Origin of the sequence: uncultured Cloacibacillus sp. (assembly GCF_963926575.1) — a bacterium.
Lineage (GTDB): Bacteria > Synergistota > Synergistia > Synergistales > Synergistaceae > Caccocola > Caccocola faecigallinarum.
In genome coordinates this window covers 760907-782295 of record NZ_CAWUXW010000003.1, presented here as the reverse complement: position 1 = coordinate 782295, position 21389 = coordinate 760907, and the positions used below count along the sequence as shown (strand labels likewise).

Below are 21389 nucleotides of genomic sequence, written 5' to 3'. Positions count from 1 at the left end.
GCGCCGGGCGTGTGTGCGGCGCTTCGTTCTGTGTTTTCGCTTTATGCGCGATTGTTTTCGTTGCTGCGGCTGTAAGCTCGCTATATAAAATAGAAAGTTTCCCTGATTTTTCCCAGCTGAATAAAATGTATGAAGCACGCGCAGCTTCCGCGGGCGCGGAGCTTAGGGCTTTGCGCGCGGCTGATCTGCGCGCGGCGGAGGATGTCGATTTCGTCCTGAGCTGCGCGGCGGTGCTGGAATTTCTTGACGGCGTCGCGGTTTGTCAGAACGAGAGCGTGACGGTCGAATCGATAGAAATTTCCTCGGCTTCGGCTTTGCTGAAGGGCGCGGCGTTGTCCGACGGCGGTGTGCTCGCTTTCGCCGAAGCGGTCGCGCGCCTTTCCGCAGTCGAGAAGGTCGGTATTCCGGCTGTGACTTCGGCCGAACGCGGCGGCGCGGAGATAAAGATTTTTTCGCTTGACGTAAAGCTTCGCAGCGTCAGGGACGTTTTGCTGTCGTTCGATGCCGCGGGCCGGCGTTTCTGTTTCAGCGGGAAGCCCGCCGCGTGATGGCGGCCGGTGACGGTTTTCGCCGCTGTCTTTTCGCGGCTGCCGCGGCCGCCGTCTTGTCGTCGGCAGCCGGCTTTTGGGCGCTTGGATATCTTCGCGGCGAGTATCGCGCGGCGAACGCCGCGATGCGCGAGTCGGCGGCGCTGCGCGCTGCGGCGGAGGCGCGCGAGGCCGAGCTGGCGAGGTATAAAAAGCTGTTGAACGGCGGCTCTGCGAAAACGCCGTCGCGTCCGGAGTCGGCGAATAAATTCTACGCCGCGCTGCTTGCGGCCGTCGCGGAGAGCGGAATGGAAGGCGCGCGCGTCTCAGGCGCTTCCGAACGAGACGCGGAGGCGCTCTTCACGATATCCGGGCGTACTGATTACGGCAAACTGCGGCATTTTTTAGCGTTGCTGCGCGGGCTTCAATATTCTTCGCGAGTGTCGCGGCTCTTGCTTGAAGGAAGCGCGGACGGCAAGGTCGCGTATTCTGTAGAAATTTCAACGCGGACGGCGGAAGGGGGCGGCGCGGAACGGTGAGCGTGACAGCGGAAAATTTCGAAAAGCTGCTTGCCCGGCTGCGCGCGCCGCGCGGCGGCATGTGCGCGGATGTTTACGCCAGGGCCGTATTCGTCGTGGTTTTGCTGTTCGCTTCGTCTGTCTTTATGCTCTTCTGCGCGGCCCGCATCAACGCGGAATGTACGATATCCGAAGCCGCGTCCTGCGCTCCCGTGTGCGGTTCGGAAATTATGGACGAAGCGAAGAAGTTCGCGCTCGACCGCGTGCTTTATGAGGATTTTCTAAAGTCGGCAAACGATTCCAAACGCGCGGTCGGAGCTCTTTCACCTGTATTCGTTATGAACGCTTCTGACCGCGCGCAGAGTGCGCGGCGCATGCCGGGCTACGCGCCGACGGTCATTCTCAAGGCGCTTGCGGTGCTCGGAGGCGAAAGCGTATGCGTGCTCGACATCGACGGCGAAGAGCCGGGGCGCGTTTTCAGAGCCGGCGACGTTTTCGGCGGCGGCAAGGGACGCGTCGTGAAGATAAACGCGGACGGTGTGACGTGGCGATGGGCGGACAGGGAATACGCCGCGGGGCTGTAAGGTATTTCGCCGCGCTTGCGGCCGTTCTGCTTTGTGTGCTCGCCTTATGCGGCGAAGCTTACGCGGCGGCCGCGACGGCGAGAAAAACTGCCCCAATGGCGCCGCTCGTCGAGGGCGTTCGCGTGCATCAGATAGGTTCGAGCCAGATACTCGTCGAGCTTCGCGGGACGGATATGCCGCTTCCCGCGGCGTCGAACGCCGGCGGCGCGGCGATCGCGCTTTACTGGCGCGGCGCGCGTTTCCCGCAGAACACCGACCGCAAGGACTGGTGGGACGATTTCGGCTGGGACGTGCTCAGGATAGAAAAGGGGAAAAGCGAGCGCTGGACGCGGCGCTACGAGGATATCCCGCTCGTCGACGAAATCCGCGTCTTGTCTTCGGATGGCGGCGTAATTATGGAAATAATCGGCCCGCGCAGGCTCGCCGTCAAAAGCATCTCCGGCATGGCGGGCTCGAGCCGCCACAGGCTCATCCTTGAAGCGCCGCCGGATGTGCCCGCTGCGCCCGCGCCTAAGCAGAAGCCTCTGCCGCCCGGCGACCCGCTCTCCGTCTCCGAACCTGTCGCGCTCGAGCTGCGCGACGTTCTGCTGCACGACGCGTTCAGAATGCTCGCGAAGCTGCGCGGCCTCAACCTCATCCTCGACCCTTCCGTACCAAATCCTCTGGCCACGATATCGTTCGACGGCGCGCCGTTCCGCGAGGTCTTCGCGTATCTGCTGCGCATGCACGGCCTTTCGTACGGCGTTTCCGGAAAAACTCTTGTAGTCGGCTCGCCCTCCGCCGTGGCGAAGACGCTCGGCACGGTTACGACGCGCCGCTACAGCGTCTCATACGCCGATATTAAAAAGCTTCCCGCTCTGATTACGTCGCTTGTATCGCTAGAGGTCAAGGCCGTCGCCGACGAGCGGATGCGCTGCCTTTACATAACGGCGCCGCCTGAGGGCCACCTGTGCGTCGAAGCGCTGCTGAACCGCCTCGACAGTCCGGGCAAGCAGATAATGATAGAGGCGCGGCTCGTTGAGATAAACGACGGCGCGCGCCAGGAGTTCGAGTCGACGCTCGCCGCGGTCTACAACGGCTGGATATTCTCCTACGGCTCGGCCGGGCTCGGCGGGCGCTACACCTACGGCAACGGCGCTGTGACGCCGAACGTAGACCCGACCGGCAGCACGAGGCCCGGAGAACTGCCCATAATCGGAGGTACGGACACGGATACGAGCTTTCCCGGCTACGTCGCCGACTCCGCGATGAAGATGGTGGACGCGGCCCTGCGCGCGATGGAGTCCGACAACAAGGGCAAGGTGCTCGCGTCGCCGTCGGTCGTCGCGCTCGACGGACAGAAGGCCTCCGTCCGCCTGACGCACAATTACCTCTATCAGTCCGGCGTCGACGAGAACGGCAACCCCGAGTTCACGAACCAGGAGACGGGGCCGATGCTCGAATTCACGCCCGCGCTGGGGCGCGACGGCTTCATCACTATAAATATGAAGATTTCGACGGGAGAGATAGTCGCCTTCCGCCGTTCCGGCGACTCGGAAGCGCCGGAGACGACGAAGCGCGAGGTCGACACAAGAATCCGCGTGCGCGATGGCGAGCTTTTTGTGATAGGCGGCCTCTACCAGGAGAACAAGACGAACAACGTCACGCGCGTCCCAGTCATCGGCTACATTCCCCTGCTCGGCGAGCTTTTCAAGACGCGCACGACGCAGCACTCGAAATCGCAGATGGCCTTCATCGCCGTGCCCTATATTCTCGACATCCCCTCCGGCGCGGTCGAGGTTATCGACATGCCCGGCGGCGGGCTGCGGATGTGAGGCCGCCGTGAGCCGCCGTCAATTCGGAGTTTTGCCGCTGGCTGATATACTGCTTGACAGCGGCGTACTGTCGCGCAGGGAGCTCGACGCGGCGCTCGCGGAGCAGAAGCGCGCCGGGCTGCGGCTCGACGAAACGCTTGTGCGCGGCGGATACGCGACGGACAACCGCATAGCCGCGGCGCTATCCTCGCGTCTCAGCCTGCCGCTTTTGTCTTTTGACGAAATTCATCCGACGGAGGAGGCGCTCGCGCTGATTCCCGAAAGCGCGGCCGCGCGGCTGTGCGTCATGCCGCTCGCCGCGGCAGGCGGGAAAATATCCGTCGCAATGGCCGACCCGCTCGACATGGAGGCGGCGGACGAGATAAGGCTCATCACGGGACGCGAGCCGGAGATGAGCGTAGCGGCGCGTGGCGACCTGGAGCGCGCCGCCGTCGCCTATTACAGAGTGAAGGGCAGCGCCAGCGAAGCCGCCGGAAGCGCGCCGCATGAAATTACCGCCGCGCGCGAAAGCTTCGGCGACGTGAGCGAGGCGGAGGCCGGGGCCGCGCCCGTCGTCCGGCTCGTGAACAGCCTGCTAGACCAGGCCGCGCGCGAACGCGCATCGGACATACATATCGAGCCGTCGGACGAGGGCACGCGCGTCCGCTTCAGGATAGACGGCCGGCTCGTCCGCGGCGCGGAAATCTCCGCCGCGCTCCATCCGGCGCTCGCCGCGCGCATAAAAATACTCGCCGGCATGGACATATCGGAGAAGCGCCGCCCGCAGGACGGACGCATCTTCATCAAAGCCTCCGGCGCGGATATAGACATCCGCGTTTCGTCGCTGCCGTCGATATTCGGAGAGAAGCTCGTCCTGCGCCTCTTGCGCCAGGGCGGCGGCGCGGCGAGCCTCGAAAGCCTTGGCTTCGACGCGAAACAGCGGGAGCTGCTGCAAAAGGCGATAAACGCGCCGAACGGCATCGTGCTGCTGACCGGGCCGACAGGCTCCGGCAAATCGACGACGCTTTACTCGCTCCTGAACATGCTCAACGACCCGTCCAAAAACATCATAACTATAGAAGACCCAGTCGAATATACGATAAACGGCATATCGCAGGTGCAGATAAACGAAAAAATCAGCCTGACCTTCGGCGGCGCGCTGCGCTCCATTCTGCGCCAGGACCCGGACATCATAATGGTTGGCGAAATCCGCGATGCGGAAACTGCGCACCTCGCAGTGCGCGCGGCGCTGACGGGCCACCTTGTGCTCAGCACGCTCCACACGAACGACGCTCCGTCGTCCGTCGGTAGGCTCGCCGACATGGGCGTGCCGCCCTTCCTGCTCGCATCGTCGCTGCGCGCCGTCGCGGCCCAGCGCCTCGTGCGCCGGCTCTGCCCGTCGTGCCGCGCGCGCGCCGAAGTTGCGGCGGAGCTCGCCGCAGCGTCCGGACTGCCGCAGGGCGCGGAGATATTCGCGCCGTCGGGCTGCGCCGAGTGCCGTTCCACGGGATATTCCGGACGCACGGTCGTCGCCGAAATCATGCCGGTGAGCGCGCAGATAGCTGAAATGATATACAGAAACGCGCCCGCTGGAGAGCTGCGCAGCGAGGCGCGAAGGCTCGGCATGGAGACGCTGCGCGAGGCCGCGGCGAAAAAAGTCCTTTCCGGCGAAACGAGCGCGGAAGAAATGCTCTTCACGACGCTCGCCGAATAGCGGAGCGAAGGAGACAAAAATGGAAAAATCCATCTTCTCGGAGATTTTTGATAAAGCTTTGAAAAATTCCGCGAGCGACATCCATATCGGGGCGGGCGAACGTCCGCTGATGCGCGTCGACGGGCTCCTGTGCGCGGCGGGGGAGACGCCGCTTTCGGAGGAGGGCTTTGAGCTGATGCTCGAGGAGCTCGGCTGCCGCGGCTCGGAGAAATTCAAAAAAGAGCGCGAGCTTGACTTCGGATGCGAAATCACGGCAAACGGAACAAAAACTCGCCTGCGCGTAAATCTGTCGTACAGCCTCGGACGGCCCGCCGCCGCGATACGCATCATCCCGCCGCGTGTGCGGAGCATAGAAGAGCTCGGGCTGCCGCCCGTCCTCAAAGAATTGGCGGCGGGGCGCAGCGGCCTGTTCCTCGTCACGGGGCCGTCCGGCTCCGGCAAATCGACGACGCTCGCCGCGATGATAGAAGAGATAAACGCGAGCCGCGCCGTCCATATCGTGACAATCGAGGACCCAGTCGAATACGTCTTCGAGCCGAAGCGCGCGCTCATCCACCAGCGCGAGGCCGGGCGCGACACGAGCGGCTTTGCCGAGGCGCTGCGCCGCGCGATGCGACAGGACCCAGACGTGATAATGATAGGCGAGCTGCGCGACGCGGAGACCGTGAGCGCGGCCGTAAGCGCCGCCGAGACGGGCCATCTCGTCCTCTCGACGCTGCACTCCGGCGGAGCGGCGTCCGGCGCGGACAGAATAGCGGGATTCTTCCCGCCGTCCGCCCAGCCGCAGATACGCGCGCGGCTCGCGCAGATTCTGACCGGCGTCATGTCGCAGCGCCTCGCGCGCCGCGCCGGGGGAGGACGCGCCGCCGCCGCGGAGCTTCTGATCGCTACGAACGCCGTCAGAAGCTGCATACGCGAGGGCAAAAACGCGCAGCTTGCGGACATAATGCGCTCCGGAGCGCAGCTCGGCATGACAACGCTGGAGCAGAGCCTCGCGCGGCTCTGCCGGGAAGGCGCGGTAGATTTTGACGAGGCGCTGTCGCTCGCGCCGTCGCCGGAGGGGCTGCGGACGTGCCTCGCGGCGCTGTGAGACGGCGCGGTTTTCCGCTCGTCGAGACGCTCGCCGCGCTCGTCGCAGCCTCGATATTCCTCGCAGCCGCGCTGTCGATGTTCTCCGCCTGCGCCGGGCTGCTGTCGCGTTCGCGCGCGCGGCTCGCCTCGGAGCTCGCGGCGTCGGCTGCGATCTCCGCGATATTGTCCGGCGAAGAACCGGAGGGCGTCGTTTCAAGCGAGACGGTCTACGGCGGCGGCCTGACGTTCCGTCGCGTGACGCTGAAAAACCCGCACGGCGAAGGGACCTCCGTCGTTGTCCTTCCCGAGAGAAATTTCCGCTAGCCGACGCGCGCGCCGGCTGCGCGCCTTCACGCTGATCGAGCTGATAATCGCCGTGGCGCTCGCGGCCGCCGTCACGCCGCCCGTGGCCGCCGCGCTCAAAAACGCCTCGCGCCTCTACAAAATCTGCCGCGACGAGCGCATAGCCGAACGGCGCGCAGAGACCGTCGCCGCGGTGCTGAAAATGCCGCTGCGCCACTGCGGCCTCGGAATCCCGCCGCGCGCGGAAGAATACAAAAAAGCCTTCGGCTCCAAGATAATCGAGCCGTTCAACTGGGACGGCCCCGTTTCCGTAACCGGCGAAAGCGGAAAATCCGGCCGCCTGCGCATAGCCTACGCCTTCCCCGAAGGCTCGCGCGCCGCTGAAGCGTGCTCCGGCGCGGGCGGCTCGGCCTTGCCACGCATGACGCGCGAACCCGACGAAAACCATTTCGACATGGAGCTGTTCGACAAAAGCCGCTCCGTCAAAAACTGGGTGCTCTTCCCCGACGCATATCCCGAAAAAACGCCGCTGACCGTCGCGGGCATATCGGGCCGGACGCTGCGCCTCCGCAGCTATACGGAAGAGGAATACGACATCCCGAAGGGCGCGCCGCTCTTTCTGTTCCGCGCGCTCGAATGCTGGTCCGACGGGGAAAAATTCTACACGCGCGACTTCCGCACGACCGGAGGCCAGCCGAGGGCGGACGGAGTAATCGGCGCGCGCTTTGAGCTCAACGACGAAAAAAATCTGCTGACGCTCTGCCTCATGGTGCGCGGCGAAGAACGCGGGCTGTCCGGTGAGCCGATCAAAAACCGCGGCTGTCCCGACGATTTCGTCGCGCAATGGGACGCTGCCGCATACCCCTGCGCGCTCTACGCTTTCCGCTTCGTCTGGCGGCTGCCGAACGCCGGAGGCCGCGGCGCGGGGTTGTAATTTAGCGCATTTTTTCATATTTCCCGTGCAAAATTTGAAAAATACCTTCGTTTTATGTTATGATTTCATTGCATAGTCAGAGATTGATGCGAATGGGCGCGTGTGCGCCCATAAGACGTTAGGGAGGCATATGTATGGGACAAGTTGTTGATACGAGCGATTTCCGCCCGGGACTCAAAATCAGATGGGAAGGCGGAATGTGGGTCATCCTCGAATGCTCGCACCATAAAATGGGAAGAGGCGGCGCCATCGTCCGCGGCAAGCTCCGCAACCTTGAGACCGGTTCGAGCGTGGACCAGTCCTTCAAGTCGGGCGAGCGCTTCGAAAGAATAGTCTTCGACGAGAAGCCGGCGCAGTACCAGTACCGCGACGGAGAGGACTACGTCTTCATGGATATGGAATCATACGACCAGGTCAGCCTGTCGCCCGACATCCTGGGCGACGCGGCGAAGTTCCTCGTCGACGACCTCGAGGTCAGCTTCGACATGTTCGAGGGCCGCGTCATGGGCATCGAGCTTCCGAACCAGGTCACTATGAAAATCACGGACACACCGCCCGGATTCAAGGGCGATACCGCCTCCGGCGGCGGCAAACCCGCCACGACGGAGACCGGCCTCGTCGTAACGGTTCCCTTCTTCGTCGAGAACGGCGAAATGATCGTCGTCGACACGAGGACCGGGGAGTATCTGGAACGGGCGAAGAAATAGCGCACCGCAGGGGCCGGACTGGCCGGCCGCAGGCTGCCTTATTATCCAACAGGAGGGGTTCAAATGAGCGCACGTGAGAAAATAGCATATTTGAAAGGGCTTATCGACGGACAGAACTTGACGGACACGCCGGACAAGGCGAAATTTTACGCGGCACTGGTCGATGCGTTGGATTCCCTGGCTGTTGCGATTGAGGAGCACGAGGACGTTCACGAGGAATTGAACGCCTACCTTGAACAGCTCGACGAAGACGTTTCGGACATCGAGGACGAGCTTGAAGGCGGCGAATGCGGATGCCACAGCCACGACGATGACGACGAAGAGGACGAGTACGAAGACTTCGACGAAGAAGAGTACGAGTCCGTGACGTGCCCGAACTGCGGCAACGATTTCTATTACGAGCCGGCTCTTTACGAAGAGGACGAAGATCTGGTCTGCCCGCACTGCGGCAAGCCGTTCAAGCTTCCCGAAGAGTAAAGGGGCGCGTCTGGGTATTTACCGGTAAAGGAGGAGCCGCCGAATGGACGAAACCATGAGAGACGATTTTGCCGCCGAGGAGAAACAGGAAAGCGGCATAGGACAGTCGAACCTTGAGGGCAAAATACGCATATCGGAAGACGTTATAGCCCAGCTTGCGACGAAGGCGCTCAACAGCGTAGAGGGCGTCGCCCCGGCGAGTCCGGGGCTGATGGCGAATCTCAGGCTCGGCAGAAAGACCGCCAACGGAGTGCGCATCCTCATCTCCGAGGGCGAGCCGCCCGAGATAGTCGTGGACGCCTATATAACGGTGAAGTACGGTCTCAGGATTCCCGACGTCTGCTGGGACGTGCAGGAGGCCGTGAAGGATCAGATAGAGCGCTTCACGGGCTACGCGATAAAGGGCGTCAACATCTACGTCCAGGGCATAACCTTCGCCGAGAAGAAAGAAGCTCAGGAAGGCGGCGAGGCGGAGCCGGAGTTCCCCAGCGTCGACGAGGCCTGATTTCACAGCAGTTGATTACCGAAAGGCCGGTTTCACGCGAACCGGCCTTCTTCTTTGAGAGGCGGTGCATATACTATGCTCTTTCTATGGACGACAACTAAACTTGGAAAAATCTGGATAGACGGCGACGCCGTCAAGCAGATTATAGCTAGGCGCCTTCCTCAGGAGCTGTACGTGCAGGAAGTTTCCTTCATAGGGGAAAAGGCCCTTCTGAACATCTACATCGCCGCGCCCGACGACTGGCCCGCGGCCGAGAGAGCCGCGCTTGAAGCGAAATTTTCCGGCCTCTTCGGCCCATCTGGCGTATCCGTGCAGATAAACTGGGTCAACGTCGCGCCGCAGGACAACAGGAAGGCCACGCCGGTCTGGATGCTCCCCGTCTTCTGGGGCGCGGCCGCGGCGGGCGTCACCGCGCTCTTCCACATGGGGCTCGGCGGCGTGCTCTGGTCCATCTTCTTCGCGGTGATAGGCTACGGCGTCGCGTGGCTCGTCCTCACGGAGGACGGCAGAAAGCAGATAAACGCCCTGGGGGAACTCTTTAGGAGATGATTTTTTGGTAATGTCCAGAAAAACGCAGCTGCGCCACAGGGCGCGCGAAATCGCGCTGCAGCTCGTATATATGAACGACATGAGGCCCGGGACGACGGTCGCGGAGATGCTGGAGGAATTCCCGGTCGACGAGGCCGTGACGCTCTTCGACGGCGAGCTCAGGGCCGAAGAGGACGAAAAGCCCTCGAAGGCTGAATTCCCGTTCGTCGCGGCCTTCGACCTCTCGCTCTCCGACGCGGAGAAGGACGAGGTCATGACCTACGCGGCGGACCTTCTTCGCGGCGTGCGCGCGAACGCCGCCGAGATAGAAGACGTCATCCGCGTCAACATGGAGAGCAAATGGCGTCCAGAGCGCCTCGTCGCGCTCGACAAGGCCGTCATATCGCTCGCGCTCTACGAGGGCACGATAGCGAAGAAAGTCCCCGTCAACGTCGCCATATCGGAGGCCGTCGAGATAGCGAAGGCCTTCGGGACGGAGGAGTCGGGACGCTTCGTCAACGGCGTGCTCGGCCGCATAGTGCGCGGTTCGGATGATAACAAACAATAAAATAATCACGGTCGACGAGATGACGGCCTCCGTCAAGGAGGCTCTCTTCCGCGAACCGTCGCTTCAGAATCTTTCCGTGCGCGGCGAACTGCTGGGCTTCAAACTGCACACCAGCGGCCACGCATATTTTACTTTGCTCGGAGAAAATTCGCGCGTCTCGTGCGTGCTCTTCCGCTCCTACGCGAGCTCCGTGCTCGTCTGGCCGAAGGACGGCGACGAGGTGCTCGTGCGCGGCAAGGTCGACGTCTACGGCGCGCGCGGCTCGTACCAGATATACGCCGTGAGCCTGCTCCCGCTCGGCGCGGGGGCGAAGGCGCGCGCGAAAGAGGCGCTGCGCATGAAGCTTGAGCGCGAGGGGATATTCGACCCCCGCCTTAAGCGCCCGCTGCCGCGCTACCCAGAGCGCGTAGCCGTCATAACCTCGCCGACCGGCGCGGCGCTCCAGGACGTGCTCAAGCTTCACGCCCTGCGTTACCCGTGCGCCGAAATAGTCGTAATCCAGAGCCTCATGCAGGGCGTAGGCGCGCCCGAGGAAATTACGGCGGCCTTCGAGCGCGCACGGCGCATCCGCGGCCTTTCGTGCCTCATGCTCGTGCGCGGCGGCGGAAACCGCGACGACCTCGACATCTTTGACGAAGAATCCGTCGTGCGCGCCGTGCGCCTCTGTCCCGTCCCCGTGATAACCGGCCTCGGCCACCAGATAGACAGCACGCTCGCCGACCTCGCCGCAGACGCGGCGGCCCCTACGCCGTCGGGAGCGGCGGAGCGGCTCTTCCCCGACCGCCGCGCGCTTGAAGCGGCGCTCTGCGACGCGGAGCGCTCCATGCGCGGAATGCTCGAAGGACGAATCGGCCTCATGTCGCGCGCGCTTGAAACCGCAGGCAAAAGAATGGAGACGGCGATGAATCTGAAACACGTCGCCCCTGCCTCGGCTGCGCTCAAAAGAGCCGAAGAATCGCTTGCCGCGGGAATCGGAGCGAAGCTCAGAAACGAAACGGCGCGCCTTGCGGCCTCCGCAGCGCGTCTCGACGGCCTCTCCCCGCTGTCGCTCCTCGCTAAGGGCTACTCGATATGCGAGGATGGACGCGGAGAAGTGCTGCGTTCCGTCTCGTCGCTCAAAGAAGGCGCGCGCGTAAACATCATAATGAGAGACGGCACGGCGGGAGCCGTCGTCGAAAACATATCCGGCGAAACGCCGTTCAAGGAGGCATCGCAGCCATGCTGCCGCCCACGCTGAAATGGGAGGGGGACGCGCTTCGTCTGCTCGACCAGCGCGCGCTGCCGCTCGAAACGAAATACAGAATCTGCCGCGATTACGAGGAAGTCGCCGCGGCGATAGAAGACATGACCGTGCGCGGCGCTCCCGCGATAGGAGTGGCCGCCGCCTACGGCCTCGCGCTCGCGGAAAGAGAGGGCGAATTCGCGCAGGCCGCGAAGCGCCTCGCCGCGACGCGCCCGACCGCCGTAAATCTCTTCTGGGCCATAAAGCGCATGGAGGAGACGCGCGCGGAGCACGAAAATGAAAAAAATCTCGCGGAACTTCTCGCGCTCGAAGCCGCCAAAATCCACGAAGAAGACGCAGAAATAAATAAAAGCATAGGCCGTTACGGCGCGGCGCTGCTGCCCGACGAATGCGCCGCTATTACGCACTGCAACGCGGGCGCGCTCGCGACTGCGGGCTACGGCACGGCGCTCGGGGTTTTCCGCGCAGCCGCCGAAGCGGGGAAGAAGCTCAAAATATACGCCGACGAGACGAGGCCGCGTTTGCAGGGCGCGTCGCTGACCGCTTACGAGCTCATGGCGGACGGCCTCGACGTCACCGTGATAACGGACTCGATGGCGGCCTTCCTGATGTCGCGCACGAAGATAGACGCCGTGATAACCGGCGCGGACCGCGTAGCGGCGAACGGCGACGCGGCGAACAAGATAGGGACCTACGGCCTCGCGATAGCGGCGAAGCACCACGGCGTCCCGTTCTATATCGCGGCTCCGCTCTCTACCTTCGACGTAAAATGCCCCTGCGGCGCGGAAATCCCGATAGAGGAGCGCGCCGCGGACGAAGTGCGCAAAATCGGCGGACAATACATAACGCCGCCCGACGTTAAAGTTTGGAATCCCGCCTTCGACGTTACGCCGTCGGAGCTGATAGCAGGAATAATAACGGAGCGCGGAGTGATACGCGCGCCGTATAAAGAAAATATAGAAAAAATCTTCCCGGGGGGAAAAGCATAATGAGAAACGAATTCAGGATCGCCGATATAGCGCTCGCGCCGGAAGGCCACAGGCGCATGGAATGGGCGTGGGAATACATGCCCGTGCTCAAGCTCATAGCCGAAAAAGAGGCGGCGAACCAGCCGCTCGCGGGCGTCGTCGTCGGCACCTGCCTTCACCTCGAAGCCAAGACGGCCTGCCTGCTGAAGGTCCTCCGCCAGCTCGGTGCGACCGTCGTCACGGCGGGCAGCAACCCGCTCTCGACGCAGGACCCGATATGCGCCGCGCTCGTCGAGGAGGGCGTGCACGTATTCAGCCGCCGTGGCATGAGCGCCGAGGAATACAGCGACAACATACGCGAAATGCTCAAGTGGGACCCGCAGGTCATCATCGACGACGGCGGCGACGTCGTCTCTATGGTGATAGAGGAGCGCCGCGACCTCATCAAGAACATCATGGGCGGCTGCGAAGAGACAACGACCGGCATCAAGCGCCTGCGCGCGATGGCGAACGAGGGCGTTCTGCCCTTCCCGATGCTCGCAGTCAACGACGCGCAGAGCAAGCATCTTTTCGACAACCGTTACGGCACGGGCCAGTCCGTCTGGGACGCGATACTGCGCACGACGAACCTCATAGTCGCGGGCAAAAACGTCGTCGTCGCGGGCTACGGCTGGTGCGGCAAGGGGACTGCGAAACGCGCGGCGGGCCTCGGCGCGCGCGTCATAGTCGTCGAGGTAGACCCGCACAAAGCGCTCGAAGCGCTCATGGACGGCTTCGAGGTCATGAACATGAACGACGCGGCGAAGCTCGGCGACGTATTCGTCTCCGTTACCGGCAACACTAAGGTCATCCGCCGCGAGCATTTTGAAGTAATGAAGGACGGCGTGCTCCTCGCCAACGCGGGACACTTCGACGTCGAAGTCTACGTCCCCGACCTCAAGGAGATGGCGAAGGAGGTCCGCCAGTCGCGCGACAACATCGACACCTACGTCATGGCCGACGGGCGCAGGCTCCACCTTCTCGGCGAAGGCCGCCTCGTGAACCTTGCGGCGGGCGACGGACACCCCGTCGAAATAATGGACCTCAGCTTCGCTATGCAGCTCCTCTCCGCGCTCTACATAAGCACGCACAAGCTCGAGCCCGGCCTCTACAACGTGCCCGAGGAGCTCGACCGCCGCATTGCGGAGCTCAAGCTCGAATCCCTCGGCATAACGATAGAGAAGCTCACGCCCGAGCAGGAAGAGTACATGGCGAGCTGGAGAGAATAAAAAATGCCGAAGCTCTATAAAAACGTCGTCCTCTGGGACGCGGAGCGCGAGAGCGCAAGCCTCTGCGACGTGCTCACGGAGGGCGCGGAAATAGCGAAAATAGCGCCCGCGGGAACGCTTGACGGCGAAGCGGCCTTCGACGGGCGCGGCGGCACGGCGATGCTCCCCGGCTTCGTCAACGCCCACGGACACGCCGCGATGACGATGCTGCGCGGCCTCGGCGAAGAGCTGCCGCTCATGGAATGGCTGCAAAAGAAAATCTGGCCCGTCGAAAACAAGCTCGACGCGGAGACCGCATACATTGGCGCGCAGCTCGCGCTCATGGAAATGCTCTCGACCGGCACGACCTGCTTCGCCGACATGTACTTCTTCATGGACAGCGTGGCGGAGGCCGTGCTCGCGGGCGGAATGCGCGCGGGCCTCTCGCGCGGCATCGTGCCCTCGCAGGACGGCGGGCGCGAAAGACTCGACGAAAACCTCAAGCTCGCGCGCGACTACGACGGCGCGAATGGGCTGATACACGTCCAGCTCGGCCCGCACGCGCCCTACACCGTGCCTACGGCCTTCATGACCGAAATAGCGGCCGCGGCGAAGGAAAACGGCCTCGGCGTCCAGCTCCATTGGCTTGAGACCAAAAGCGACTGGCCACTCTCCGACGGCTCGAAGACGATGAACCCCGAGGAATACCTCGAAAAGACCGGGATGACCGGCGTGAAGCACCTCCTGCTCGCGCACTGCGTCTGGATGGAAAAAGAGAAATTCCCCTTCTACGCGCGCCCGAACATAACAGTCGCGCACAACCCCAAAAGCAACTGGAAGCTCGGCAGCGGCACCGCGCCCGTCTGCGCGATGGCGGAGGCCGGAATAGCGGTCTCGCTCGGCACCGACGGCGCGTCGAGCAACAACCGCCTCGACATGTGGGACGAAATGCGCTTCGCCTCCCTCGCGCAGAAGGGCGCGAACCTCGACCCGACGCTGCTCTCCGCGCGCGACGCCTTCCGCATGGCGACCGTCGCTGGGGCGCGCGCCCTCGGCTTCGAAAAGACCGGGCTGCTGCGTGAAGGCTGGACGGCGGACTTCATGCTTGTCGACCTCGACAAGCCGCACTACGTCGGCTGGGATTTGGAAAACCTTCCGGGCTGCATAGTCTACGCCGGAAGCTCTGCGGACGTAAAAGCGAACGTCGTCGCGGGCGAAACGCTCTACGAAAACGGCAGCTTCGCGCGCCTCGACAAAGAAAAAATAACGGCGCAAGCCAACGCCGCGCGCAAACGCCTCACCTCGCAGGCGTAACTTCAGCGCAATCCCAAAAACCACAAAAGCCCCGGCACGTCCCGGGGCTTTTCTCTATATGGCAGAGCCGGAGCGGTATTACGCCGCTCCGGCTCTTGTCTTTGCGCGCCGTTGGGGACGGCGCTGGGGGATGGCTTGGGGCGCGCCCCGCTCCCGGGCGCGGGGCGCGCGCTTGGCTTGCGCCTAAAAAGCAACATAAGCGTTTCAACTCACGCGCCCGGGAGGACGCGACATTTTGGAAAACGGCGGGGGAGCGCCGGGGGCTCCCCGCCGTGCGCCGTGCCGGCGCGGTTGTGCCGAAGCCGTTACTTCTGCGCTTCGAGCTTCTTCGTCAGCTCGCGGATCAGCTCCGCGTTCTTCTTCATGATTTCCTCGTTCTTGCGCAGGGTCGCGGCGTTCTGCTCGATTATGCGCCTGTTCTGCTCGTTCTCCGTGCGGAGCTTCGCTTCGGCGGTTTCGCTCTGCTTGTTCTCGGCCTCGAGCCGTTCGAGCTTCGCCTGCATCACGTACATCTGCCTCTGCATGCCCGCCATGTCGCGCGCGAGCTCCGGTTTGCGCTTCGTGCTCCTGCCGACCGCGAGGCTCACGCCCGCGCGGCCCATGAGGTCGCCGTCTGAGCAGAGCGACGCGCCGACGTTGAACATAAGGTTCTCGCGCACGTAGTGGAAAACGCCGACCGCCACGGCGTACTCGTCGCGGTATGTGCCTATCGCCGCGGAGAGCGTCGTCGGCTCATAGGGGTTGTACTGAATCGGGTGCAGGCCGGAGAGGGCCGCCGCGTGCGCTCCGACGATATTCACATCCTCGCGCAGGTCGTCCATGCGGCGATAGATGTCCCCGCCCATCGCGTCCATGCGCTGATAGGCGTCCCAGAGCTGTCCGCCGTTCACCGCGTCCGTACTGTTCTGCGCAATCGCGCCGCCCGCGACGTTCGTTATCCTGCCGCCGCCCATATCGATATTGCCGCCGCCGGTATTTATATTCGCGCCGCCCATGTTGATGCCGGAGCCGGAGATATTGATTTTGCCGACGTTTATATCGTTCGCCGTCACAGTGTCGAACGTAGGCTTCTTATACCCGTTCTCCGCGCCGCCGAGGACGGAACCGATTTCATCGACCGTCTGGTTCGTCTCCCAGAGCTGACCGCCGCTCACCGCGTCCGTGCTTCCCTCGGATATACTGCCTGCGCCGAGCCCAGTCAGCTTCGTCCCGTCCATGTCGATTCCGTTCTTGTCAATCGTCACCTTATCCGCGACCGTCACGGAATCGCCGTCGATTTTCACGCTGTTCCCGTCTGTCCCTGCGACCGTCAGACCGTCCTCATCGGCAGTAACCTTGCCGTCCGCGGCGGAAACGCTGTCGAACTTTGGATTATCCGACACGCTAACCGTATAATCCTTATCCGAGCCCGTGATTTCGATATTGCTGCCCGCGTTCACCGTCAGGCTGTCGCCGGGCTTGATTGTCGAAGATGCCGGAGGCGTCGCGCCCTCGCCTGTTCCCGCGCCGCCGTCGCCGCCGGACTGCTGAGCGTCGTCGACGGGGTTGAACGTCCAGCCATCTGAAAGCTTGTCCAGTTCGTCGCGTATGCTGTTAAACGCGCCCTGTATAGTCGTCTCGTTGCCGTAAGTAAAGCCGCCGGTAAGCGTGCCGTTTTCAAATTTGAAATCTCCGCCGAACGTACTCGCAATCTTATCGCCGAGCGACGAAAGCTGACCGAAATTCACCGCGTCGGAAGCGTTCACGCCCGCGGCGAGATTTGTTATCGTCGTGCCGTTCGTGCCGCCGAGCGTGATGGTGGACTTGTCGTCAGCGTCGTATGCAACGGTGCTGCCGGCGAGCGCATCAAGCGCACGCTGAACGGAACTGTAAGTATCGTCTCCGACTTTAAGGGATGTTTTCAGCGTTCCGTTGCCTGATGTACTGAAAGAAAATTCTGAATCTCCTCCGAGCGCATTCGCAGTTGCGGTGCCGAGCTTCTTAAGCTGGCTCACGTTCACGCCGTCAGTGTCCGCTTTCCCAGCCGCGCGATTTACTAGACGACGTTTGGTTGTATTGTTTCCTATGGATACTGTGTTGGACTCGGTCGCTTTAGAATTGCTGCCGAGCGCGACTGCGTCGTCAACGTCCGTATTTGCTGTACCTACAGTCGCATTGTCTCCGACGGCAACGCTGTTATCTCCGTATACATATGTGTAGTATCCCAGCGCCGTACTCGCTTGCCCCAATGCGTGTGCACTGTGGCCGACCGAAGTAGAATTTTCTCCGACGCTTCGTGTAAGGCTTCCAATGTAATCATACAGCGAGCCAGCTCCGTAACCTATTGCAACGCTGTTTTCTGCCGTTGCTCTGGCGACATAGCCGATAGCCAGAGAGTTATCTGCCAAAGCGTGCGCGTTTGAGCCTAATGCATAAGCATCCTGACCGTTAGCTTGAGACCACATTCCCATTGCTATTGCATTATTGGCCCAAGCTTTTGCGTAGTATCCTATCGATATTGCGTAGTCACCGTTTGATGTTGCGTCCTTATCTATCGCTATAGGGTTAAGCCCAGTGATATTTCCGCCTTGAAATTCATATTTAGCGGCGTCTGCCCTATAACACGAAAAGATTGTCAACATTGTTACGAGCATACAAAACAAGAATTTTCCAAAAAATTTCCTCATAGCTTTTCCTCTCATCTGACTTTTGTATTTTCTACTTCGCCGTGAAATCAATCGCCACGGCGTTGAGCTTCTTCAAAATCTCGCCGCTCACGTCGGCGGCTGGGGCGTAGCCGAGCGCGGTGTGCGCGGGGACTACGACGGTGATTCCCTTCTTGTTCGTCTTTATCCACTGCGCGACGACCTTTCTCAGCTCGTCCATGACGCGCGCCGTAACGCGGTCGTATTCAGCGGCGAACTGCGCATTGAGCTCGGCCTGCTTGTTCGCGGCCTTCGCCTGCGCGGCCTTCGCCTGCGCGTCCTTGTCTTTCGCCGTTTTCTTGACGAAGCGCTCAAGCTCCGCTTCGAGCGAGGCTTTCAGGTTGTCTACATACTTCTGTCCCGCCTTGCCCGGCGCGCTCGCGTCTATCACGCGCGCCACGTCGACGACGGCGACCTCCGCGAAGGCCGGGGCGGCGAGAGCGCACACCACCAACAGCAGTGCCGTAACTGCCTTTATCAAACGCATTGCTTTTGTCATCCTTTCAAAAAAAATTGACGGCGGAGGAAACGGGGCGCGAAGCCCCGCGCTTCCTATCCGTCGTCAAAATACGGGAGATACTGCACGGGGAAACGGCACGCGAAAACAACGGCGTTTTCGCGCCCTTCTTCGCCCGATGCGAATTCCGTTATCGTATAGCTATTGTTGACATGCTTAGAAGAATGTAAACGGGGGGGGGTAGTATAGCATATTTAATAGAAAAATATGCACTGCTAAACTAATCCTGTACACGCAGGGGGTAGAAATGGGACAAGATATAATTGTTCTCGGTACATGACAATCATATCTTGAGTCATAAGCATAGTGCTTATATGTACAGGAGGCCTGCCATGCGGTACACGAAGGAAGAACGTCTTGAGATAGGGCGAAAGGTTTATGAAGGTACAATGAGCCGTTATGAGGCTGCGGAAGCCTACGGCATCAGCGACGACACTGCAAGGGACTACATGCGCATGTATCGTGATTCCAACAGTCTGCCGCCTAAATCCTCGGGGAATAACACAGGCTGCTATGTTTACAAGCCTTCCGAAAGCCGACCGGACATCTCAGATTATGAGTCTATGACTAAAAAAGAACTCATTATCGAGCTGATAAAATCAAAAGTGGCTGAAGCAAGATTAAAAAAAGGCTACGAGGTGAAAGGAGATGGTCGAACAAAGGAATATATTCTTTTAGACAGCTCGAATACCAAGTAATCCTCGAACTCTCCGAATATTTTCCGGTAATCCTCCTATGCCGCGTAACCGGAATCCCCAGAAGCAGCTTCTATAACTGGAAGCGCAGCATTTTTGAACCATCCAAGAGGGCGAGAGACTTTGCCGGAAACATAATGCTCTTTATGGAATACCATAAGAAGTACCCATCGCACGGATACAGATGGCTCAACGCGAAGATAAGGCTTGATACCGGGATAGTCCATTCCGATCCGTACGCCTATAAATGCTGCAGGGCTGCCGGTATAAAAAGCAGGACGAAACACTACCGCTATAAAAAACCAGGCAATCCGTACAGGCTGTTTCCGAACCTGCTTCTCGCCGGCCTTCCCGCATACGCGCCGATGCAGTACATAGCGAGCGACATGACGGCGTTCTGCTTCAAAGGGACGTATTACGAACTCACGCTGTACATGGACCTGTGGAACAACGAAATAGTGAGCCATGCGTTGTCTTCAAGACGCGGAGACAGGATGACATACATAAACGGTTTAGAAGGACTGATAAAAACCAGAGAAAAAGAAACGGAATGGCAGACGATACTGCATTCAGACCAGGGCGCGGTATATGCGTCCAAGAAATACAACGACATACTTCGCCTTCACCACATAGGACATTCAATGTCCAGAGCGGGGACTCCGACTGACAACGCTGCGATGGAAGCGATAAACGGCTGGCTGAAATCGGAACTGTTTACAGACTTTCACGTAACTGGCAAAGAAAGCATAGAACGGGAGATAGAAGAATACATAAAATTCTTCAACGAAGAGCGTCCCGCCTATGCGCTGGGATATATGACGCCGAAACAGTATAGGGAGGCGTATAGCGGAAACGGTAATTCTAAGAGGAAGAAGTGAAGTAAAGAGATATACCCCTATTGTACAGGATTAGAAAAATCTAATGTCCAATTTTTGTTGACTAGTGCACGCGGTCTGCGCGCATTTAGAGAGAGTGTGAACAGAATTCTGTAAGTTGAAATCCATCCCACCCTGCTATGGTAGACTTGCTAGGAGGATGGTTTATTATGTCACGCATCAGCAAACAGCAGAGTTCTTCAGATGAGCCTAAGAAAACCAGGCGGCAGCGCCGTTCCGAGATGAGCCCGGAAAAGCGCGAGTTCCTCCGCAATTTCGTCGGTATGTACGATATCAAGACGGCGGCGGATCTCCAAGATGCCGTCAAGGACCTTCTCGGAGACACCATCAAGGATATGCTCGAAGAGGAAATGAACGAGCATCTTGGGTACGAGAAGTATAAACATTCAGACAACCCCGACAGCCGTAACGGATACAAATCAAAGGAAATCATGAGCAGCGCTGGCAGCATCACTATAGACGTTCCTCAGGATCGAGACTCAGCCTTTGAACCAAAGGTTGTGAAGAAGGGACATTACAAGCCGGCTGCGCGGAGCGCATTCAAAAATATCCTCAGCCGGCGCAGTATGCGGGGGCGTCTGCCGTAGAAGGATATCAACGCTATCGAGCAGAAGATAATCGCCATGTACGCACGAGGAATGACGACACGCAATATTTCCGACACTATCATGGATATATACGGCTTTGAGGTGTCAGAGGGATTCATTTCAGACGTTACTGATAAGCTTCTGCCTAAGATACAGGAATGGCAGTCACGTCCGCTCGAAGATGTATATCCGGTAGTCTTCATCGACGCAATTCACTACGCTGTAAGGGACGAGGTAGGCGTACGCAGGAAGGCTGCGTATATTGTTCTAGGCATATCTGCGAGCGGACACAAGGACGTTCTTGGCATCTACATTGGGGAGAACGAGAGCGCGAAGTACTGGCTTTCTATCCTTAACGAGCTTAAGAACCGAGGCGTAAAAGACATCCTTATCGTCTGTGCCGACGGCCTTACCGGCATCAAGGATGCCATAGAGGCGGCCTTCCCGCAGACCGAATATCAAAGATGCATTGTACATCAAGTCAGGAACACGCTGAAATATGTAAGCGACAAAGACCGCAAGGCGTTCGCGAACGACCTCCGCAGGATATACGGCGCACCCAGCGAAGAACTCGCCCTTGGCGAGCTTGACCGAGCCGCTGAGAAATGGCAGCAGAAATATCCTAACTCGATGAAATCGTGGTACAAGAACTGGGACGCCATATCTCCAATCTTCAAATTTTCGTCAGAGACAAGACGCGTCATATATACGACGAACGCCATAGAGAGCCTGAATTCCATATACCGGCGTCTGAACAGCCAGCGCAGTTCATTTCCCGGAGACCAGTCTTTACTCAAGGCGCTGTACCTCGCCACAATGGAAGCCACGAAGAAATGGAGGCTTCCAATACGCGACTGGGGCAAAATATACGGAGAACTGTCGATAATGTACGAGGGGAGGCTGCCTGAGTAGCCGTGACTTCATGCTAAAAAACGATACCGGCGTCAAATTGAGAAATTGACGCTTAGCGGCCTATACCCTATAGTAGAAACGTGACGGCGTCTGGCGA

Annotated in this window: 21 protein-coding genes and 1 pseudogene; 20 read left to right on the top strand and 2 right to left on the bottom strand. The window is 60.2% G+C overall.

All coding sequences use genetic code 11. The features are described 5' to 3' along the window. Positions 1-170 precede the first annotated feature (170 nt). From ABGT66_RS08835 to ABGT66_RS08755, 17 genes are all read left to right on the top strand, one after another. Positions 171-548: a hypothetical protein gene (locus ABGT66_RS08835; RefSeq protein ID WP_346690211.1), complete on the top strand. Its 378-nt coding sequence runs from the start codon at positions 171-173 to the stop codon at positions 546-548. Further along, the gene (locus tag ABGT66_RS08830; protein WP_346690210.1) at positions 548-1066 is read left to right on the top strand and encodes a hypothetical protein; all 519 of its coding nucleotides are present in this window, start codon (positions 548-550) and stop codon (positions 1064-1066) included. Before ABGT66_RS08835 ends, ABGT66_RS08830 begins: the two co-directional genes overlap by 1 nt. A 2-nt stretch (positions 1067-1068) precedes the next feature. Beyond that, entirely contained in the window at positions 1069-1629 is a 561-nt protein-coding gene (locus tag ABGT66_RS08825) for a hypothetical protein (protein ID WP_346690208.1), read from the top strand. A 95-nt stretch (positions 1630-1724) separates the two neighbouring features. After that, positions 1725-3443: a hypothetical protein gene (locus tag ABGT66_RS08820; protein WP_346690206.1), complete on the top strand. Its 1719-nt coding sequence runs from the start codon at positions 1725-1727 to the stop codon at positions 3441-3443. A gap of 31 nt (positions 3444-3474) precedes the next feature. Next, the gene (locus tag ABGT66_RS08815; protein ID WP_346690205.1) at positions 3475-5136 is read left to right on the top strand and encodes a GspE/PulE family protein; all 1662 of its coding nucleotides are present in this window, start codon (positions 3475-3477) and stop codon (positions 5134-5136) included. A 19-nt stretch (positions 5137-5155) separates the two neighbouring features. Beyond that, a complete protein-coding gene (locus ABGT66_RS08810) occupies positions 5156-6226 on the top strand; it encodes a PilT/PilU family type 4a pilus ATPase (RefSeq protein WP_346690203.1) in 1071 nt (356 codons plus the stop codon). Continuing rightward, positions 6223-6531, top strand: coding sequence for a hypothetical protein (locus tag ABGT66_RS08805; protein WP_346690201.1), 309 nt, complete (start codon positions 6223-6225; stop codon positions 6529-6531). The genes ABGT66_RS08810 and ABGT66_RS08805 overlap by 4 nt, the downstream gene beginning before the upstream one ends. Further along, positions 6503-7444 (top strand): prepilin-type N-terminal cleavage/methylation domain-containing protein, encoded by a 942-nt coding sequence (locus ABGT66_RS08800; RefSeq protein ID WP_346690199.1) that lies wholly within the window; start codon positions 6503-6505, stop codon positions 7442-7444. Before ABGT66_RS08805 ends, ABGT66_RS08800 begins: the two co-directional genes overlap by 29 nt. 134 nt (positions 7445-7578) lie before the next feature. Next, complete coding sequence (gene efp, locus ABGT66_RS08795) at positions 7579-8151, top strand: elongation factor P (protein WP_300262672.1); 573 nt, start codon at positions 7579-7581, stop codon at positions 8149-8151. A gap of 63 nt (positions 8152-8214) precedes the next feature. Next, entirely contained in the window at positions 8215-8628 is a 414-nt protein-coding gene (locus ABGT66_RS08790) for a CD1247 N-terminal domain-containing protein (RefSeq protein WP_346690197.1), read from the top strand. 43 nt (positions 8629-8671) lie between these two features. Next, positions 8672-9133 (top strand): Asp23/Gls24 family envelope stress response protein, encoded by a 462-nt coding sequence (locus ABGT66_RS08785; RefSeq protein ID WP_294193035.1) that lies wholly within the window; start codon positions 8672-8674, stop codon positions 9131-9133. A gap of 75 nt (positions 9134-9208) precedes the next feature. Then, on the top strand, positions 9209-9682 hold the full coding sequence (locus tag ABGT66_RS08780) for a hypothetical protein (RefSeq protein WP_346690194.1): 474 nt from the start codon (positions 9209-9211) through the stop codon (positions 9680-9682). A gap of 10 nt (positions 9683-9692) precedes the next feature. Continuing rightward, a complete protein-coding gene (nusB, locus tag ABGT66_RS08775; RefSeq protein WP_294193037.1) occupies positions 9693-10229 on the top strand; it encodes a transcription antitermination factor NusB in 537 nt (178 codons plus the stop codon). Then, positions 10213-11466, top strand: a complete 1254-nt coding sequence (gene xseA, locus ABGT66_RS08770) for an exodeoxyribonuclease VII large subunit (RefSeq protein WP_346690192.1) — start codon at positions 10213-10215, stop codon at positions 11464-11466. Before nusB ends, xseA begins: the two co-directional genes overlap by 17 nt. Continuing rightward, positions 11448-12461 (top strand): S-methyl-5-thioribose-1-phosphate isomerase, encoded by a 1014-nt coding sequence (mtnA, locus tag ABGT66_RS08765; RefSeq protein ID WP_346690190.1) that lies wholly within the window; start codon positions 11448-11450, stop codon positions 12459-12461. Before xseA ends, mtnA begins: the two co-directional genes overlap by 19 nt. After that, on the top strand, positions 12461-13708 hold the full coding sequence (locus tag ABGT66_RS08760; protein WP_346690189.1) for an adenosylhomocysteinase: 1248 nt from the start codon (positions 12461-12463) through the stop codon (positions 13706-13708). Before mtnA ends, ABGT66_RS08760 begins: the two co-directional genes overlap by 1 nt. A gap of 3 nt (positions 13709-13711) precedes the next feature. After that, on the top strand, positions 13712-15001 hold the full coding sequence (locus tag ABGT66_RS08755; RefSeq protein ID WP_346690188.1) for an amidohydrolase: 1290 nt from the start codon (positions 13712-13714) through the stop codon (positions 14999-15001). A gap of 305 nt (positions 15002-15306) precedes the next feature. Here the strand turns inward: ABGT66_RS08755 and ABGT66_RS08750 are convergent, their stop codons facing one another. Then, entirely contained in the window at positions 15307-17445 is a 2139-nt protein-coding gene (locus ABGT66_RS08750; protein WP_346690465.1) for a YadA-like family protein, read from the bottom strand. A 253-nt stretch (positions 17446-17698) separates the two neighbouring features. After that, the gene (locus tag ABGT66_RS08745) at positions 17699-18172 is read right to left on the bottom strand and encodes an OmpH family outer membrane protein (RefSeq protein WP_346690186.1); all 474 of its coding nucleotides are present in this window, start codon (positions 18170-18172) and stop codon (positions 17699-17701) included. A 362-nt stretch (positions 18173-18534) separates the two neighbouring features. Here ABGT66_RS08745 and ABGT66_RS08740 point away from each other — a divergent pair, with 362 nt between their 5' ends. The 3 genes and pseudogenes from ABGT66_RS08740 to ABGT66_RS08730 all read left to right on the top strand — a co-directional run bounded on the left by ABGT66_RS08740 (position 18535) and on the right by ABGT66_RS08730 (position 21292). Then, entirely contained in the window at positions 18535-18900 is a 366-nt protein-coding gene (locus ABGT66_RS08740) for a hypothetical protein (RefSeq protein WP_346688532.1), read from the top strand. Continuing rightward, positions 18867-19775, top strand: coding sequence for an IS3 family transposase (locus ABGT66_RS08735; protein ID WP_346688659.1), 909 nt, complete (start codon positions 18867-18869; stop codon positions 19773-19775). Before ABGT66_RS08740 ends, ABGT66_RS08735 begins: the two co-directional genes overlap by 34 nt. A 239-nt stretch (positions 19776-20014) precedes the next feature. Beyond that, positions 20015-21292: pseudogene (locus ABGT66_RS08730) on the top strand (IS256 family transposase). Positions 21293-21389 lie beyond the last annotated feature (97 nt).